Annotated in this window: 14 protein-coding genes; 7 read left to right on the top strand and 7 right to left on the bottom strand. The window is 73.0% G+C overall.

What is annotated here, in order from left to right; translation table 11 throughout:
* Window positions 1-110 precede the first annotated feature (110 nt).
* Window positions 111-1,010, bottom strand: a complete 900-nt coding sequence (locus ABD976_RS14845) for an NmrA family NAD(P)-binding protein (protein ID WP_345363373.1) — start codon at window positions 1,008-1,010, stop codon at window positions 111-113.
* Window positions 1,011-1,093: 83 nt separating this feature from the next.
* Here ABD976_RS14845 and ABD976_RS14840 point away from each other — a divergent pair, with 83 nt between their 5' ends.
* Entirely contained in the window at window positions 1,094-2,035 is a 942-nt protein-coding gene (locus ABD976_RS14840; RefSeq protein ID WP_345363371.1) for an AraC family transcriptional regulator, read from the top strand.
* A 30-nt stretch (window positions 2,036-2,065) separates the two neighbouring features.
* On the opposite strand, the gene ABD976_RS14835 is transcribed toward ABD976_RS14840, so the two are convergent.
* Window positions 2,066-2,854, bottom strand: coding sequence for an SAM-dependent methyltransferase (locus ABD976_RS14835; protein WP_369774893.1), 789 nt, complete (start codon window positions 2,852-2,854; stop codon window positions 2,066-2,068).
* A 54-nt stretch (window positions 2,855-2,908) separates the two neighbouring features.
* The gene (locus tag ABD976_RS14830; protein WP_345363367.1) at window positions 2,909-3,856 is read right to left on the bottom strand and encodes an AraC family transcriptional regulator; all 948 of its coding nucleotides are present in this window, start codon (window positions 3,854-3,856) and stop codon (window positions 2,909-2,911) included.
* Between the two features lie 81 nt (window positions 3,857-3,937).
* On the opposite strand from ABD976_RS14830, the gene ABD976_RS14825 reads away from it, so the two are divergent.
* Together ABD976_RS14825 and ABD976_RS14820 are read left to right on the top strand one after the other, a co-directional pair.
* Entirely contained in the window at window positions 3,938-4,735 is a 798-nt protein-coding gene (locus ABD976_RS14825) for an NAD(P)H-dependent oxidoreductase (RefSeq protein WP_345363365.1), read from the top strand.
* 547 nt (window positions 4,736-5,282) lie between these two features.
* Window positions 5,283-6,686, top strand: a complete 1,404-nt coding sequence (locus ABD976_RS14820; protein ID WP_345363363.1) for an MFS transporter — start codon at window positions 5,283-5,285, stop codon at window positions 6,684-6,686.
* Window positions 6,687-6,832: 146 nt separating this feature from the next.
* On the opposite strand, the gene ABD976_RS14815 is transcribed toward ABD976_RS14820, so the two are convergent.
* The 4 genes from ABD976_RS14815 to ABD976_RS14800 all read right to left on the bottom strand — a co-directional run bounded on the left by ABD976_RS14815 (window position 6,833) and on the right by ABD976_RS14800 (window position 12,876).
* The gene (locus ABD976_RS14815; protein WP_345363361.1) at window positions 6,833-8,896 is read right to left on the bottom strand and encodes a PIG-L family deacetylase; all 2,064 of its coding nucleotides are present in this window, start codon (window positions 8,894-8,896) and stop codon (window positions 6,833-6,835) included.
* 980 nt (window positions 8,897-9,876) lie between these two features.
* Window positions 9,877-10,689 carry a DeoR/GlpR family DNA-binding transcription regulator gene (locus ABD976_RS14810; RefSeq protein WP_345363359.1) on the bottom strand — a complete coding sequence of 271 codons (813 nt, stop codon included), beginning with the start codon at window positions 10,687-10,689 and terminating at the stop codon, window positions 9,877-9,879.
* Window positions 10,686-11,684, bottom strand: a complete 999-nt coding sequence (gene pdxA / locus ABD976_RS14805) for a 4-hydroxythreonine-4-phosphate dehydrogenase PdxA (protein ID WP_345363357.1) — start codon at window positions 11,682-11,684, stop codon at window positions 10,686-10,688. Before pdxA ends, ABD976_RS14810 begins: the two co-directional genes overlap by 4 nt.
* Window positions 11,685-11,688: 4 nt before the next feature.
* Entirely contained in the window at window positions 11,689-12,876 is a 1,188-nt protein-coding gene (locus tag ABD976_RS14800) for a four-carbon acid sugar kinase family protein (RefSeq protein ID WP_345363355.1), read from the bottom strand.
* Window positions 12,877-13,066: 190 nt separating this feature from the next.
* Between ABD976_RS14800 and ABD976_RS14795 the strand changes: the two genes are divergently transcribed.
* From ABD976_RS14795 to ABD976_RS14780, 4 genes are all read left to right on the top strand, one after another.
* On the top strand, window positions 13,067-14,050 hold the full coding sequence (locus ABD976_RS14795) for an aldo/keto reductase (protein ID WP_345363353.1): 984 nt from the start codon (window positions 13,067-13,069) through the stop codon (window positions 14,048-14,050).
* Window positions 14,051-14,076: 26 nt separating this feature from the next.
* Complete coding sequence (locus tag ABD976_RS14790) at window positions 14,077-14,838, top strand: HpcH/HpaI aldolase family protein (protein ID WP_345363351.1); 762 nt, start codon at window positions 14,077-14,079, stop codon at window positions 14,836-14,838.
* On the top strand, window positions 14,835-15,995 hold the full coding sequence (locus ABD976_RS14785; RefSeq protein WP_345363349.1) for a sialidase family protein: 1,161 nt from the start codon (window positions 14,835-14,837) through the stop codon (window positions 15,993-15,995). Before ABD976_RS14790 ends, ABD976_RS14785 begins: the two co-directional genes overlap by 4 nt.
* A gap of 107 nt (window positions 15,996-16,102) precedes the next feature.
* Window positions 16,103-17,401, top strand: coding sequence for an Nramp family divalent metal transporter (locus ABD976_RS14780; protein WP_345363347.1), 1,299 nt, complete (start codon window positions 16,103-16,105; stop codon window positions 17,399-17,401).
* The last annotated feature ends 30 nt before the right edge of the window (window positions 17,402-17,431 follow it).

Genomic DNA, 17,431 nt, shown 5'->3' with positions numbered 1-17,431 from the left:
GCGACAGGCCGAGTCGTTCGAAGAGCCACAACGCCAGGGTCAGGGCCGGCAGATCGACACCCGCATGATGAACGCCTGACCCGGGCGGTGCGGACCGTTGCCGCCGGTGGTCATGTCGGGACCGTCGACCGGTGCTCCGGCTTCCCGAACACGTCAGGCTTCGCGGGAGGACTCAGCGGGGGGCGTCCCCAGACCCCGGTCGCGGCGGTGTCGCGGGCGTACTCCGCGAAATCGCGGGGCGGGCGGCCGAGAACGCGTTCGACGGTGTCGGTCACGTGGGCCCTGCGGCCGTCGAAGACCTCGACCATGAGATCGGCCAGTCGCGTCGCGTACTCGGCCGACACCCCTCGCCCGATCAGCGACGAGAGGAACTGCTCTCGGGTGACCGGGAAGTACCGGATCTCCCGGCCGGTCGCCTCCGACAGCTCGCCGACGGCATCGGCGAAGGTGAGCAGTCGTGGTCCGGTGATCTCGTGGACCTGACCGGCATGGCCGCCCTCGGTCAGCGCCGCGACGGCGACGTCCGCGATGTCCTCCGCATCGGTGAACGGCTCCGCGACGTCACCGGCCGGGAGCGCGATCGTCCCGGCGCGGACCAGGTCGGCGAGGAACGCCTCGCTGAAGTTCTGCGTGATGAACCCGACCCGCACCACGGTCCACTCCGCGCCCGAGTCCCGCACGGCCTGCTCGCACCGCTCGGCCTCGGCGGAACCGCGGTCGGCCAGCAGGACCAGGTGCCGGACGCCGCAGCGCACCGCGACCTCCGCGAAAGCCCCCACGTCCCTGGCCGCACCGGGGAACGCCGCGTCGGGGTAGTAGGCCGCATAAGCCGCGTCCACACCGCGCAGCGCGGGTTCCCAGGTGCTCTCGTCTTCCCAGTCGAACGGGGGGTCGGCACGCCGCGAACCGACCCGCACCGGCACGTCGCGCGCTTCGAGCCCGGCCACCACGCGGCGTCCGGTCTTGCCCGTCCCCGCGAGGACCAACGTCGTCGATCCAATCGCCGTCATGCTCCACAAGCTACTGCGATGCCGGGCCGCGGGCCCATGGTCGAGGCTCGCAGGCCCATGATGGTGCCTCTTACACTGCGCACGTGGATCCCTTGTCGCACCTGCTCGACGGAGCCAGGGCCAGGGACGCGTTCGTGCTGCGGACCATCCAGAGCCCGCCTTGGGCGGTGCACGTGCGCGACGGGGCGCCGCTCAACGTGGTGGCCGTCCTGCGGGGGACGCCCTGGGTCGTACCCGGCACCGGCGAGGCGGTGCCGCTCGCGGCAGGCGACATCGCGGTGCTGCGCGGCCCGGACCCGTTCACCTTCGCCGACGATCCCCGCACCCCCACGCAAGTGGTCGTCCAGCCCGGCCCCCGGCGGACGACCGCGGCGGGCGCGGAGCTGCCCGGGGACGCGGACCCGGGTGCGCGCACCTGGGTCAACGGCGGTTGCGGCGACGACTCGTCGGTGCTGCTGATCGGCAAGTGCCGGGGACCGGGTGGGATCGCCACGCGCCTGCTCAGCGCGTTGCCCCCGCTCCTGGTCGTCCCCAGCGCCGCCCACGTCGAGTCCGCGCTGGTGTCGCTGCTGTCCGAGGAGGCCGCGCGCGACGGACCGGGCCAGGACCTCGTGCTCGAACGACTCCTGGACCTCATGCTGGTCGCCGTCCTCCGCGAATGGTTCACCAGGCCCGGTGCGGAGGCACCGGCCGCGTGCCGAGCCGACGGGGACCCCGTCGTCGGGCCCGTCCTGCGACTCGTCCACGGCGACCCGGCCCACCCCTGGACGGTGACCGCGCTCGCCCGGCGGACCGGGGTGTCCCGGGCGACGGTGGCCCGCCGCTTCACCGACCTCGTCGGCATGCCACCCATCGCCTACCTCACCCAGCGGCGGATCGACCTGGCCGCCGATCTGCTCGTCGAGTCGGACGCCACCGTCGACGCCGTGGCCCGCCAGGTGGGTTATGGCAGCGCGTTCGCGCTCAGCGCCGCGTTCAAACGGGTCCGCGGCATCAGCCCGCAACGCCACCGGAACCGGGCCTGACCGCCGGACCGAGGACCAGGACGGTGGCCGTCAGCCGATCCGGCCGAGACCGCCGAAGATGTAGACCTCGGGCGCGTCCTCCTCGCCCGGTTCGGGGCGCCAGCGGGAGCAGGACACCACGCCGGGCTCCAGCAGCTCCAAGCCGTCGAAGAACCGGGTGACCTCGCCGCGGTCCCGAGCTCTGATGGGGGTGCCGCCGCGCGCGGTGATCTCCCGCATGACCCGCACCATCGGTTCGCCGTGCAGCTCCGCGGTGGAGTGGCTCAACGCCAGGTGGCTGCCGGGCGGGAGGCCCGCCACCAGGCGCGCGACGGACCGGCGGGCCTCCGCGGAGTCCACGATGTGGTTGATGACCCCGAGGAGCATCAGCGCGACCGGCTGGCCGAAGTCCAGCGTCCGCGCCGCCTCCTCGAAGATCGCATCGGGCTCGCGCAGGTCCGCTTCGAGGTAGGCGGTGGCGCCCTCGGGAGAGCCGGTGAGCAGGGCGCGGGCGTGCGCCATCACGATCGGGTCGTTGTCGACGTAGACGACGCGGGATTCGGGGGCGATGTCCTGGGCGATCTGGTGCGTGTTGTTCATCGTGGGCAGGCCGGTGCCGATGTCCAGGAACTGCCGGATCCCCGCCTCCCGGACGAGGTGGCGCACGACGCGGACCAGGAACGCCCGTTCGGCCCTGGCACCGACGGCGATGTCGGGGATCTGCGCCAGCACGTCGTCGCCCGCAGCGCGGTCGGCCTCGTAGTTGTCCTTGCCGCCGAGCCAGTAGTTCCAGATCCTGGCCGACTGCGGGGTGCGGGTGTCGATCTCCACCCGCGGCATCCTCGCACGCCGCCGGGCGCGCTGGGAACGGATCGGTCGCGGTCCCAGGAACACCTATCCCGCCACGCCTACCGACCTGCGGCGGTAGTGGCCGGGGCGGATGCCGTATTCGCGGTGGAACGCCGTGCTCAGGGCGTAGGCGCTGGAATAGCCGACCTCGCGTGCGACGGACTCGACCGTGTCGTCGCCGCGCTCCAGGAGATCGGCGGCCACGCACAGCCGCCAGCTCGTCAGGTAGGACATCGGGGGCTCCCCCAGCAGGTCGGTGAACCGCCGAGCCAGCGTGGCGCGCGAGACGTGGGCCTGACGGGCCAGCAACTCGATGGTCCACGGCCGGTGCGGCTCGCCGTGGATGGCTGCGAGCGCGGTCCCCACCACCGGGTCCGAGCTCGCCCGGTACCAGCCGGGGGCCTTCGCCTCGGGGAGTGCGAACCAGTCCCGCAGCGCGCCGGCCAGCACCAGGTCCAGCAGCCGGTCCAGGATGGCCTGCTGGCCGGGCTCCTCGCGGAGGATCTCGGCCTCCAGCAGTTGCAGCGCCGCGGTGCGCTGGTCGGCTCGGGGTACCACGAGCACGCGCGGCAGGGCGCTCAGCAGCCGGTCGGCTACGCGTCCCGTGACGGCGAAGGACCCGGTCAGCATGGCGTCATCGGCGTCGAGCTGCATCCCGCAGGTGCGGGTGCCCAGTGCGATGCCCTCAGCGGCGTTGCCCGCCTCGTCGAGGCACACCCCGGCCTCGGTCTGGACGTACAGGGGCGCGGGGCTCGCTTCGGGATCGCTGGTCACGTCGAAGTGGCCCGGCCCCACGACGACGGCGATGTCCTGGGGCTCCAGGCGGTGCGATTCGCCGCCGTCCACGATCCACGCCTGCCCGCGCAGCATCGTGACCAGGGAGAGGGAGGCCCGTTCCGCGAGGGTGACCGACCAAGGCGGGTTGGCCAGCGTCCGGCCCAGCAGCGCTCCGGACGATCGGATGTGGTTGAGCACATCGGTCAAGGTGTCCACCGCCGCCAGCCTAGACGATGGAGCATCTCCATGAGACCGCTGGCGATTCTCCGTCTCACGGAAGCGAGGTGTGATGGGGGCATGAACGCATTCCACGAACCGACGCCAGGCCGTGCCCACTGGGTCTACACCCACCCGCAGCGCGATTCGCTGAACCGGCACCTGCTCCGCGCCGGGACCGCCGCGCTGTCGGAGCGGTACGAGGTGACGGTCTCCGACCTCTACGCCGAGGGGTTCGCCCCGGCGCTCGGCGAACGCGATCTGGGCAGCCTGTCCGGCTCGCCGGGGAACCTCGCCGAGCTGACGGGCGAGGCCTACGCGCGGGGCGAGGTGGAGTCCGACGTGCGGCGGGAGCAGGAGAGGCTGGCCGCCGCCGAGCTGCTGGTGCTCCAGTTCCCGCTCTGGTGGTACGGCCCGCCCGCGATGGTCAAGGGGTGGCTCGACCGCGTGCTGCAGACCGGGTTCGCCCAAGGCGATTTCGACGAGACCACGGGCCTGCCGCGCCGGTACGGGGACGGACGCCTGATGGGCCGGAAGGCGCTCATCATCGTCACCGCCGGCGATGATCAGCGCACCCTGGGGCCGCGCGGGGTCAGCGGTGACCTGGAATCGCTGCTGTTCCCGTTGACCCACGGGGCGCTCTGGTACGTCGGGATCGAAGCGCTGGACCTGCACGTGGTCTACGACGCGGACGGCCTCGACGACGAGGGACGCCGGCAGCAGGCCGAGCGCCTCACCGAACGGATCACCGGCCTGCCCGACGAGCGCAACCGCCCCTACCGCCGACTGCTGGACGGCGACTACGGCCGGGACACCCGAGCCCTGCACGCGGACGTCCACCCCGGACGCACGGACCTGGCCATCCACTACCGGGACTGACCGGGTGAGGACGAGGTCCGGGCGGGACCGTGCGATCGAGCGGTTCCACCACCGCAGCACGCGGGAGGCGCGCACCACCCGCGTGCGGGGGCGCTCGTGCCCGGTCCCCCGCCCGGGCCGACCGCACCGGGGCGCGTCGGCGATGCCTCCGACCGCGGTGTCGGCGATGGTGCTCAGGCCCCGCACCGCCATCTCCGCCTCGTCGCCCGGCGCAGCGGCGGCGGGCCCCGCATCCTGCTCCTGCTCCAGCTCGGCCGGGCAGCCGCCGGCGCGGGTGCCCGGCCGAGCACGTCGCCGGGCCGCTTCAGCCGGCACGTGGCCCGGCTCGGCTCCGAGGCCCGCTCACCGCCCTAATCCGCCGTGCGGACCGAACCATTCGCGGGAATGGCTCGGCACCGGGGTGGTACGGTGCTCGCATGGCAGCTTTCACCAAGTGACCCCGCCCGCGTGGCGTCCGTGCTCCGCACGACGACCCCACCCGTGGCCTCCCGGGTCCCTCGCACGTCGTCGCGTTCTCCGCGACCTCCGGTGAAAGCTCTTGATCCCCATGACTTCTCGCGCTGCTGAGCGCGTCGGTCCCACGCCTGCCAAGCGGCGGTGGACCGCGCTCGTCTTCCTCTCCCTCCTGCAATTCCTCATCGCGATCGACGTCACGGTCGTGAACATCGCGCTTCCCTCGATCGGGCAGGACTTCCAGGCGTCACCGCACGCCCTCACCTGGGTCGTCACCGGCTACACCGTGGTCGGTGGCGGGCTCCTGCTGCTCGGCGGGCGGATCAGCGATCTGCTCGGCCGCCGCCGGATGTTCGTCGCCGGTGCCGCCGTGTTCGGCGTCGCCTCGCTCGTCGCCGGGCTGGCGCCGGGCCTGCCGGTGCTGGTCCTCGCGCGGTTCGCCCAGGGAATCGGCGAGGCGCTCGCGTCCCCGGCCGCGATGTCGCTGATCGCGCTCATGTTCACCGATCCCACCGAGCGGGCGAAGGCGCTCGGGGTGTGGGGGGCCGTGTCCTCCAGCGGCCTGGTGTTCGGCGTGCTGCTCTCCGGGGTCATCACCGATCTGGCGAGCTGGCGGTGGGTGTTCCTGGTCAACCCGCCGCTGGTCGTCGCGGTGCTGGCCGTGGTCCCGGCGCTGGTGGCGCGAGATCCCGCGCGGCGCCCGGAGCGGCTCGACCTGCCCGGGGCGGCCCTGCTGACCGCGGCACCGCTGCTGCTCGTGCTGGGCATCGTCCAGGCCGAGGGGCACGGCTGGACCTCGTGGCCGGTGCTGGCCCCGCTGGCCGCGGGAACGGCCTGCGGGATCGCGTTCGTCCGGCACGAACGCCGCGCCGAGAACCCCCTGGTGCGGCTGCGGATCCTCGCCCACCGCACGCGCCTGACCGCCAACGGTGCCACCGTGCTGCTCAGCGCCGCGCTGTCCACCACGTTCTTCCTCACCACGTTCTACCTCCAGGAAGTGCTGGACTTCGGCCCGCTCGCGGCGGGCGTGGCGTTCCTGCCGTTCTGCGCGGCGCTGCTGCTCGCGGTCTCCGTCGTGGGCCGCGTGGTGAACGCCCTCGGGAGCCGCTGGACCGCCGTCGCCGGTCTGCTGGCCACCGCCCTCGGCACGGCCTGGCTCTCCCGGCTGCCGGAGCGGGGCGACTACGCGGTGGACCTGCTGCCCGGGTTGCTCGCCGTCGCCGTCGGCATGGGCATCGGTCTCATCGCCTTGCAGAACGCGGCCCTCACCGATGTCACGGAGGACGACGCCGGCGTCGCCTCCGGCATGCAGCGCAGCGTCGACCAGCTCGGCGGCGCGCTCGGGCTGTCCGTCCTCGTGGGCGTGGCCGCGTCCAGCTCGGCGGGGGCGACCTTCGGCGCCGAGGGCTACCGGTGGGCGTTCACGGCCGCGCTCGTGGGCCTCGGCCTCGCCACCGCGGCCGTCATCGCGTTCGCCTCCCGGCGGCCGGAGCGGTAGGGCGGGTGGTGCGGCGCGCCCGCGTGCCGCACCACCTCCGGGGGCGCTGCGCCAAGGGTGAGCGCTACCAGCGCATCCTGACCGAGGTACGCCGCACTCCGCCGCCGGGAACCGGCTTCTCGACGGCACCGCATGGCCTCGTACGACTAGGGAAGAGCTTCAGGAGTGGCGGGATCAGCGGGAGTGATCGCGTCGGTGCCGTGGCTCTCGCCGGGCGCCGGTCGGATCCGGCGGACATCCACACCCCCGTGCGGCCAGCCGGCCTGCTCCGCGGAATCCGGGGAGGCGGTGACCGCGGGGTGCCATCCCCCGAAGGTGAGCCCGGCGGGGCCCTGCGCGCCGGTGTTGGTCACGAGCTCGCCGTGGGCGCCGAGCCCGACGAGCGTGATGCCGCCGTCGGGCTCGGTGACCGCCGCGGGGTGATCGGTGACCGCGCCGCCCAGGTCGGTCCAGCTTCCCCCCGCTCCGGCCCGCTCGGCCACGTGCACGGTGCCCGCGGCGTCCCGGGCGATCCGGACCAGGCCTGCGCCCCCGTGCGGTCCCGGATCGGCCAGCACCGGTGCGCCGATCCCGCCGGGACCGGGCAGCGCACCGCGCCCGATCCACCGGCCCCGCGGGGTGAGCGCGCACTCGACCAGCTCACCACCGCGGTCCGTGCGCACCAGCAGCCGGAGGAGACCGTCGCGGCCACGCCCGGCCACGGGCGCCCCCGCCGGGCTGGCAGCGCCGATCGGCACCACCTCGCCGCGCGCGGCCCCGTCCCGGGGAACCTCCCAGTGCAGCACCTGTTCCCGGGTGACCGCGAACGCGTGCACCGCACCTCCCCGGCCTGGGACCACCGAGAGGCCGTCCTGGACGTCGGCTCCGCCGAGATCGGTCCACGGCAGCCACCGCAGGCTCCCGGGGGCGGCTTCTCGGCGGATGCTGACCCCGCCCGCGGCGTTCTTCAGCGCCAGCACGACCCGTCCGTCGGAGTCCACGGTGCCGGCGGGCGGTCCGGTCTGGGACGGATCGGCCCCACCGGGGGTGTCCAGGAGCTGCCACCGCCGGGGCCAGGTCCCCCGCCCGTCCTGGCGCTTGACGAACAGGTGCGCCCCGTCCTCGCTCTGCACCACCAGCGTCAGCCGTTCGCGCCCGTCGCCCAGCAGTGAGACCTGCGGGCGGACCGGTCCGGGCACCGGGTGCTGCTGCGGACCTCCCCAGGTGCCCTCCGCGGTGCGCGTCCAGTGCACGAGGCCGCCCGCCCGCACCGAGAACGCCTGCACCCCGCCGCTCGGGTCCTGCGCCGCCCACCTGCCGCGGCGCGGCCACCGGTAGGCGCTGCGGTCGCTCCACTTCTGGTAGATCCCTCCGTGGGCGAGCACGTCGTGCGCGGAGTACGCGGCGAACGCCTCCCGCGTCGTGCGCTTGTCCTGTTCGGACAGACCGCTCGGTGCGTCGGCCACGTTGTAGTCGCGGTAGGTCAGCACCGTCGGCGGGGAGGCGTCGGGCCGGTGCGCGGCGAGGGCTTCCTCGGCCAGCACCGCTCCCGCGACGTGGTCCGGGTGGTTGTGGGACTCGCCCCAGTGGGCCTGGTAGCGCACGTCCGGCTGGTCGTCCTGCAGGCGCACCACGGTGGGCTGGAACCTGTCGAGCAGGGTGGTGAGCGCGTCGACCACGGCCTGCCGGTCGTACGGCTGGGAGTGCTGCACCGCGGCACCGACCGGGACCGTCGTGTTGACGATGACCGAACCGTCCCGGTCCTGCACCAGCCGCGTCAGCCCGTGCTCACCGCCCCGCGCGTTCGCGTTCTCGGGCAGGTTCAGGAACACCAGCTTGACGTCGGGCGCCGCGCGCAGCGTGTTGAGCTCGGCGACCCGCCCCTGCCCCACCGGGATCGTGCTGCGCTTCCAGTCGTTCGGCTTCCCGGCCATCTGCGCGTAGCTCGCCCGCGATCCCTCTTGGCGCTCGGCGCTGTACCGCGCCGGTTCGGCCACGTTGTTCTCACCGGCGGTGAGGTAGATCCCGATGGTGGGCCGTCCGGCGCGCAACCCCGCGGCCAGATCCGGGTTCATGAACAGGATGTCGTCGTCCGGGTGGGACACCACCTGCACGTAGCGGGCCTGCGGGGGTGCGGGCAGGGACGAGGCGGTGTCGGGTTGCGGAGGCGCTTGGCACGCGGCCGCGAGCGCGAGCACCGCGCCGATGGCGAGTCCGGCGGCCCTGCTCATCGCGCCGCCCCGGCAGCCGCAGCACCGTCCCGGTGCCGCGACGCGTCGGAAGCTCCCGGGCACGACGGGCCCTCGGGGCTGACCGACGCCGCCAGGCGAGCGCGGTCGCGACCGGCGGTGGTCAGCTGGACGATGGTCTTCTTCGCGGGGACGCTGCGCCTCACCATGCTTGCCCAATCGTCAGCGGATCTTCGGGGGTATGCCGAGCGCGCGGTTCGGGTTGCTCAGGACCAGTCGGCTCACCGCGGGGTGGCACATCCCGGGGTGCCGATCGGCTCGGAGGTGATCGGGTGAACGGCGCGGAGGAAGGTCAGCGTCATGACCGCGCTGTCGCGGTGCGGAGAGCTCCTTCGAGCCGCGCTCCTGGACGAAGCACGGAATCACGGCGGGAAAGATCAGCCATCGCTCCCGCACGAGATCGAACATCCGGGGACGAATTCGCGGAAATCGATCAACCGCCAGGTGCCGCTAAGCCGGACCGCGAAGACTCGATGAAAAGGATCAGGCCGGGCGGAGAAACGATCTCCCTTTTCTCCACCGGTGCGCGCACCCGTTTTCCCGACAATCGATCTCCGCGTTCGGTCCGCACCCGTTGTCCGCGGAACCGCCGCTGCGGCAAGGTTTTCCACGTTCCGACGCGTAGCACTCGCCACCTCCGAGATCGTCGCGGCCGAGCCGGGCGACGGCAAGGCCGAGCACGGTCCGAAAAGTTCGCAGCTCCCGGCTTCGCCGAATGCCCTTCGCCGATCGATCAGGTCCCGATCGACGATAATTGAGACGAATTTCGACCGCACACCGACATCATTCCCGACCACTCCATAGCGTGATCCCGCACACACCCGATGGAGCCTGACGCGTTCAGCGGTGCGCCGACGGCCTCCCGCGCACGGGAGGAGTTCCGGCGGAAGCACCCGCGGCCGGGCGTGGCCGCGACGAGCCCGCCGAACGCGACGAGCCCGGCGGGGTCGTGCCGGTCCTGGTCAACCGGCCTGGTCGGTGGTCGTGCTCGTGGTCGGGGCCACCACGAAGTTGAGGCCCCGGGCGTGGAAGGGGGCGGTGCTCGACCGGGTGGCCGAGTCGTCGGTGACGAGGGTCCAGCCCGGGCTCAGCGGGGTGTGCGCCCGGAAGGGGCGATGGCCGAGCTTCTCGGCGTGGACCAGGACGTAGACGTGGTCGGCTCGCCGGGCCATGAGCTCTTTGAGGCGGGTCTGCTCCAGTTCGGCCTCGCAGATGCCGTGCTCGGCGGTGACGCCGTCGGCGCCGAGGAACGCGCGGTCGAACGTCCGGCGCTCCAGGGCGGCTTCGGTCAGCGGGCCGACGAAGCCCTGGCTGAGCTGGCGCAGCGCACCTCCCAGGCATTCGACGCGGAGGTCGGCGCCGGCGAGCTCGTGGAGCACGGTGATCGCCGTGGTGACGATCGTCAGGTCGCTGCGGTGCGCCAGCTCGCGGGCGAGGGCGGTGGTGGTGCTGCCGGAGTCGAGCAGGATCGTCTCGTCGGGCCGCACCTGCTCGGCGGCCCAGCGGGCGATGGCCTGCTTGGCCTCGGCGGCTTCACCGTTGCGCTGGCGCACCGAGGCCTCGTGCCGCAGCGGCATGGCGCCGCCGTAGGTCCGGGCGAGCTGGCCCGCGGCCTCGAGCTGCGCCAAGTCGCGCCGGATCGTCGACGCCGTCACCCCGAACGCCGTCGACAGCTCGTCGACGCTGGTCAACCCGGAACTATCGGCCAACTGCAGGATCGCCGTCCGGCGCTCCCGCGCTCCGCGGGGCATCGCACCACCCTCTGGTCGGTTCACGCGCACAGGTTAGCGGCTTGGCGGAGGGCTTCGACCATGCTGTCGGCGCTGGCCTCGCCCGTTCCGGCGATGTCGAAGGCCGTGCCGTGGTCGACCGAGGTGCGGATCACGGGCAGGCCGACGGTGATGTTCACGCCCGTTTCGATGCCGAGGACCTTGACCGGGCCGTGGCCCTGATCGTGGTACATCGCGACGATGAGGTCGTACTCCCCGCGCGTGGCCAGGAAGAACGCGGTGTCGGCGGGCAGCGGGCCCTGGGCGTCGATGCCGTCGGCGCGGAGCCGCTCCAGCGCCGGGACGATCTTCTCGTCCTCCTCGCCGTGGCCGAACAGGCCGTTCTCCCCGGCGTGCGGGTTGATCCCGCAGACGCCGATGCGCGGGGACCCGACGCCCGAGTCGCGCAGCGTCCGGTCGCCGCGGCGCACGGTGCGCTCGACGAGACCGGGCTCGATCGCGGCGACGGCGTCGATCAGTCCGATGTGGGTGGTCACGTGGATGACCTTCATCGCCGGGGTGGCCAGCATCATCGACACCTCGTCGGTGCCGGTCAGGTGCGCGAGCAGCTCGGTGTGCCCGGGGAAGACGTGCCCGGCCGCGTGCAGCGCCTCCTTGTTCAGCGGCGCGGTGCAGATGCCCTGCGCGGCCCCGCTCGTCGCCAGCTCGCTGGCCACCCGGACGTAGTGGTAGGCGGCGTCGCCGGCGACCGGGGACACCGCGCCCCACGGCAGGTCGGCGGGCAGCAGGCCCAGATCGATGACGTTGATCCGGCCCGGCGTGAAGACCGCGTCCTCGACCGACTCGACGGCGACCACCTCGGCCTCGACGCCGAGGATGCCGGCCGCTCGCCGCAGCCGGGCGGCGTCGCCGATGACGACGGGGCGGCACCGGGCGGCGGTGGCCTCGTCGAGGAGGGCCCCGACGGTGACCTCGGGGCCGACACCGGCGCCGTCCCCCATCGTCACGGCGATCACGGGGGTGGTGGAGGCGTTGTTCACTTCGTCAACCTTTCGATTGCTGCGGACGGAGGTGTTCGACGATCCGGACGAGGCTGTCGCGCCCGCCGAAGCTGCCGGGCCGGGTCACCACCGAGGTACCGGCGGGTGTGCGGCTGCGCACGGCACCGTGGTGGATCTCGCCGACCGGCACCAGGGCGCGGACGCCGAGCGCATCGAGCACCAGCCGCGCCGTCTCACCACCGGTGAGCACCAGGTCGACGGGCCCGGGGTGGCGCTCGACGACGCCTGCCGCGGTGGCGGCCAGTCCTCGTACCAGGTCCCGGGAGCGCTCGGGCGGGACCGGTTCGGCGGCGTCGATGCTCAGCGCGGTCGGTCCGCGCTCCAGCGCGCCGAGTGCGCGGGCGAGGGCGGACTCGCTGGTCCCCCGGCCGAGGAGGTCGGCGGGGCGGCACGTCACCACGTGCGTTCCGCGCAGCTCGGCGACGCCCAGCTGCTCGGCGGCCTCGGGAGCGGCCGTGCCGACGACGATCAGCACCGGGTTCCCGGTCGGCGGGGGCGGTGCCTCGACCGCGCAGCGGCGGGCGGCGCGTCCGAGGGCGGCGGCCAGACCGCCGGAACCGGCGAGCCGGGCCCGGTCGGGGGCGGCGGTGACCACGGCGTCGAGGTCGGCGTCGGTTTCCCCGTCGCAGACCGCGACCTCACCGGCGGCGGCGCATTCGACCAGCGCGGCGCGCAGCGCCGCCGAGCGCACCGTCGGCAGCGGGATGCTGCGGCACGGGAGCGGCGCGAGGGCTTCGGCGATGCTGCGCGGCGGGGAGGTGCCCTCGACCTGCCACGCCCCCGAGCGGTGCAGCGGGACGCCGCGCAGGTGGGCGACCCCGCCCACCGCGGTCCGGTCGAGCGCGGGCAGGGCCGGGGCGACGACCAGCGGTCGGTCCGCGGCGGCGCCCAGCACGGCCGCCACGTTGCCGCGCAGCTGGGAATCGATCTTGAGGAAGACCGGGCGCTCGTGCGCGTCGCGCAGGGCGGCACCGGCGACGCGGGCGGCCTCGGCGGCCGGGAGCGCGCGGACGTCGAGGTCCACCACGACCACGGATTGCGCGTTGTGCGCATGTGGCGCCTCGGCCCGCGCGAGTTCGACCGTCGTGGCGCGCCCCAGCGGGCGCAGGCACGCAGCAGTCTCCACTGCTCCGGACAAATCGTCGGCCAGCGCGAGAAGCCCTGCTTCCACCGTGTTCAGCTCCTCGTCGTAGCTCTTCCCGGCTCGTCGGACGGGGGCGCGGTCGGTCCCGTGGCGTGGTGACCACGGTAGCGCCGATGCGCGTTTCGCGCCATAGCTATTGCGCGAAACGCGCAACCCTGCGAACGTGAGCCACGCAACGAGGCCGAGTGGCCATCGCCGTTCCCCGAGGAGTCCCCGCATGACCATGCCGCGTTTGGAGGTGCCCGGCGTCGAGGTGCCCCTGTCGTCCCTCGTGCTCGGGACGATGACGTTCGGTGACACCGTCGATGCCGCCGGAGCGGCGAGGATGCTCGACACCGCGCTCGACGCGGGGATCACCGCGGTGGACACGGCCAACGGGTACGCGGGCGGTGCGACCGAGCGCATGCTCGGCGAGCTCCTGCCCTCCCGGCGCGACCGCATCTCGCTGGCCACCAAGGCCGGGATGCCGCACCCGGACGCGGGCGAGCACTCACCGCTGTCCCCCGAAGGCCTGCGCGCCGGCGTCGACGGGAGCCTGTCCCGGCTGGGCGTGGACCGCGTCGACCTGTTCTACCTGCACCAGCCCGATCGCGCGGCCTCGTTGACCGACACCCTCGCCACGATCGCGAGCCTGGTCGCCGAGGGCAAGATCGGCGCGCTCGGCGTCTCCAACTTCGCCGCCTGGCAGATCGCCGAGCTCAACCAGGTCGCCGACGAGGTGGGCGCGCCGCGCCCGGTCATCGCCCAGCAGCTGTACAACCTGCTGGCCCGCCGCGTCGAGGAGGAGTACGTCGAGTTCGCGGACGCGGCGGGCCTGCTGACCATGGTCTACAACCCGCTGGCCGGTGGGCTGCTCACCGGGCGGCACCGCTTCGAACGCGACCCGTCCTCGGGCCGCTTCGCCGACTCCCGGCTCGCCGAGATGTACCGGGAGCGCTACTGGGACGAGCGGCTCTTCGACGCCATCGAACGCCTCACCGCGATCGCCGAGGACGCCGGGATCCCGCTGGTGGAGCTGTCGCTGCGCTGGGTGCTCGGCAAACCCGCCACCTCGGCGGTGCTGCTGGGCGGTTCGAAGGTCGAGCAGCTCCAGGCCAACATCGCGGCCCTGGGGGCCGGGCCGCTGCCGCCGGACGTGGTCGAGGCGTGCGACGCCGTCGGGGCGTTCCTGCGCGGACCGATGCCCGCCTACAACCGCTGAACCCGTCTCGATCGAAAGGAAACTCCGTGTCCGCAACGGAATTCGCGCGCAAGTTGCGCGCCCGGGAGAGGGTCGTCGGGTACTGGGTGGTGCTCGACAACCCGATCGGCACCGAACGCATCGCCCGGCTCGGCTACGACTACGTCGCGGTGGACGCACAGCACGGCCTGCTCGGCTACTCCGGTCTGCGCGACGCCATGATGGCCATCGACGCGGGCGGCCGGTCCGTCGGCCTGACCCGGGTGGAGGCCAACGATCCGGCCGCCATCGGGCGCGCTCTCGACGCCGGGTCGGGCGGGGTCATCGTCCCGCTGGTCGACTCGGCCGAGGACGCCCGCGCAGCGGTGGCCGCCACGCGCTACCCGCCGCACGGCCGCCGCTCCTACGGGCCGATGCGGTCGGGGCTGCGGATCGGCCCGCGCCCGGCCGAGGCGGATGGGAGCACCGCGCTGCTGGCGATGATCGAAACCCCGCAGGGCCTGGCCAACGTCCGCGAGATCTGCGCGACCGAAGGCATCGACGGCGTCTACGTGGGACCGTCGGACCTGTGCCTGGCCGTCGGCGGGACGTTCCCGGGTGACCCGGCCGTGGCGGAGGAGTTCGAGCAGGCGGTGGCCGACGTCCGGAGCGCAGCCGCCGAAGCCGGTATCGCGGCCGGCATCCACACGCCCGACGGCGCCACCGCCGCGCGCAGGCTGGAGCAGGGCTACACCTTCGCCAGCATCGCCTGCGACCTGGTGCACCTGGAACGGGTGGCGGGCGAGCACCTGGAGGCGGCGAAGTCGTGACCGACCTGATCACCGACGGCGTGCTCCGCGAGGTGGAGCCGCACCGCCGCGAGACCTTCCTGAGCGCGGGCACCGCGCAGTCGCACGCCGCCAACCTCATGCCGCTGCCCGGCGGCGAGCTCGGGTGCGCCTGGTTCGCCGGGACGCAGGAAGGGCTCTCGGACATCAACGTCTGGTTCGCCCGGCTCGACGACCGGGGGCGCTGGAGCGAACCGGTCCAGGTCTCCGCCGACCCCGAGCGCTCCGAGCAGAACCCGGTGCTGTTCCCCACGCCCGGCGGCGAGCTCTGGCTGCTCTACACCGCGCAGCGCTCCGGGAACCAGGACACCGCCGAGGTGCGGCTGGTGACCTCCCGCGACGAGGGGCGCAGCTGGAGCGAGCCGCGCACCCTCGTCCCGGCCTCGGACACCGGCGGCGTGTTCGTCCGGCAGCCCGTGGTGGTGCTGGGCTCCGGCCGCTGGGTGCTGCCGGTGTTCCACTGCGTGCGGCCGGAAACCGGCCGGTGGCGCGGGGATGACGACACCAGCGCGGTGCTCGTCTCCGACGACCGCGGTGCCACCTGGTCGCACCACGACGTGCCGGGCAGCACCGGCTGCGTGCACATGAACGTGGTGCCGCTGGCCGGGGGCGGGCTGCTCGCGCTGTTCCGGCGCCGCCAGGCCGATGCGATCTTCGCCAGCCGATCCTCCGACGGCACCACCTGGAGCGCTCCCGAGCCGACCGAGCTGCCCAACAACAACTCGTCGATCCAGGTCACCGCGCTGCACGACGGGCGGCTCGCGCTGGCCTACAACGCCAGCAGCGCCGCCGACGCCACCGAGCGCCGCGCCTCCCTCTACGACGAGATCGACGGCGACTCGATCGCCGAACCCGGTGCGGTGCAGGACCAGGCGCCCGGGACCGCGTTCTGGGGAGCCCCGCGCGCCCCGCTGACCGTCGCGCTGTCCGCCGACGGCGGGCGCAGCTGGCCGGTGCGCCGCGACGTGGAGGTCGGCGACGGCTACTGCCTGACCAACAACTCCCGCGACGGCCTCAACCGGGAGCTGTCCTACCCCTCGATCACCCAGACCGACGACGGCGACCTGCACGTCGCCTTCACCTACTTCCGCCGGGCGATCAAGCACGTGCGCGTGTCCCCCACCTGGTTCGGCGGCTGAAACCCGGCCTTTGCAATGGAGCAGCCATGGCTAGTGACGTCAATGCGAAATCCGCGGCGGTGAACCACCCAGGCCCACCCGAAACCTGGTCCGGCTTCCTCAGGAGCATGGGCCCGGGAATCGTCGTGGTGATGTCCTGGCTGGGGACGGGCGATTTCATCAGCGCCTCGGTCTCCGGCTCGACCTTCGGCTACGCGCTGGTCTGGACGCTGCTGATCGCCACCTTCTCGCGGTACTTCATCGTCTCGTCGATGTCGAAGTACCAGCTGTGCAACGCGGTCGGCGACGAGACCATCCTGGACGGGTACGGCCGGGTGTGGAAGGGCTTCCCGATGTTCATCGGGGCCACCACGTGCGTGCTCGGCTTCGTCTACGTCTCCTTCCTGACCCTGGCGGCGGCGACCGCGCTCGATTCCCTGTTCCGCCCGGTCCTGCCGCTGGGCAGCTGGGGGATCCCGCTGTGGGCGCTGTTCACCGCAGCCGTGGCCTACGCGCTGGCCGCGCGGCGCAAGGGGCACTTCCGCGGGCTCGAGATCGTCGCCCAGATCACCATGGCCGTGCTCGTGGTCTGCTTCCTGCTGGCGCTGATCGGCACCGGCATCGACATCCCGAAGCTGTTCGGCGGCCTGCTGTTCGAGATGCCGCCGGGCGAAGCCGGTTACATCACGGCGGCGAGCACGGCCGTGGGGCTCATCGGCGCGGTCGGCGGCTCGGCGGCCAACCTGCTCTACCCGTACCTGATGCACGAGAAGGGGTGGCGCGGGAGCGGTTACCTCAAGCTGCAGCGGCTGGACCTGCGCTTCGGCAGCTTGGTGATGTTCGGCCTGGTGCTGGCCGTCTGGGTGGTCGCGGCCGAAACGCTGCACGGCACCGGGGAGAGCGTGTCCTCCGCCGACGGCTTGGCGAGCATGATGGAGAAGGCCATCGGCCCGGCCGGGCCGCCGATCATGTGGCTGGCGATCTTCTTCACGGTGTTCAACAACATCGTCACCCAGCCGCGCGTGTTCGTGCGGATGTTCGTGGAGTCGCTGCACAAGTCCCGGCCCGAGCGGTTGGCGCGGCTGCGCTCGAACCGGGACCTGACCGGTGTCGCGGACAAGGACGCGTTCTCCCACGACCCGCTGTTCTGGATCATCCTCACGGTGATCATGACGGTGCCGATCGTGTTCTCGCTGCCCGGGATGCCCGGCATGGTGATCATGACCCTGCTCGGCAACTCGATCAACGTGCTGACCGTGCCGATGATCATCATCGGGCTGATCGTGATGACCTCGAAGCGGTCCCTGATGGCCGAGGGCTACGCCAACAAGTGGTGGGAGACCGCGCTCCTGGCGCTCATCGGCGGGGTGGGCCTCTGGGCCACCTACGAACTCTGCACCAGCATCGTGGGAACCCTCCTGGGCTGACCGGGCACCGGATCAGGGGTGGCGCGATCG

Source organism: Saccharopolyspora cebuensis (genome assembly GCF_039542665.1).
Classification (GTDB): Bacteria; Actinomycetota; Actinomycetes; order Mycobacteriales; family Pseudonocardiaceae; genus Saccharopolyspora; species Saccharopolyspora cebuensis.
Note: the sequence above shows the minus strand (reverse complement) of the source record. Positions and strands in the feature narration are given on the sequence as shown.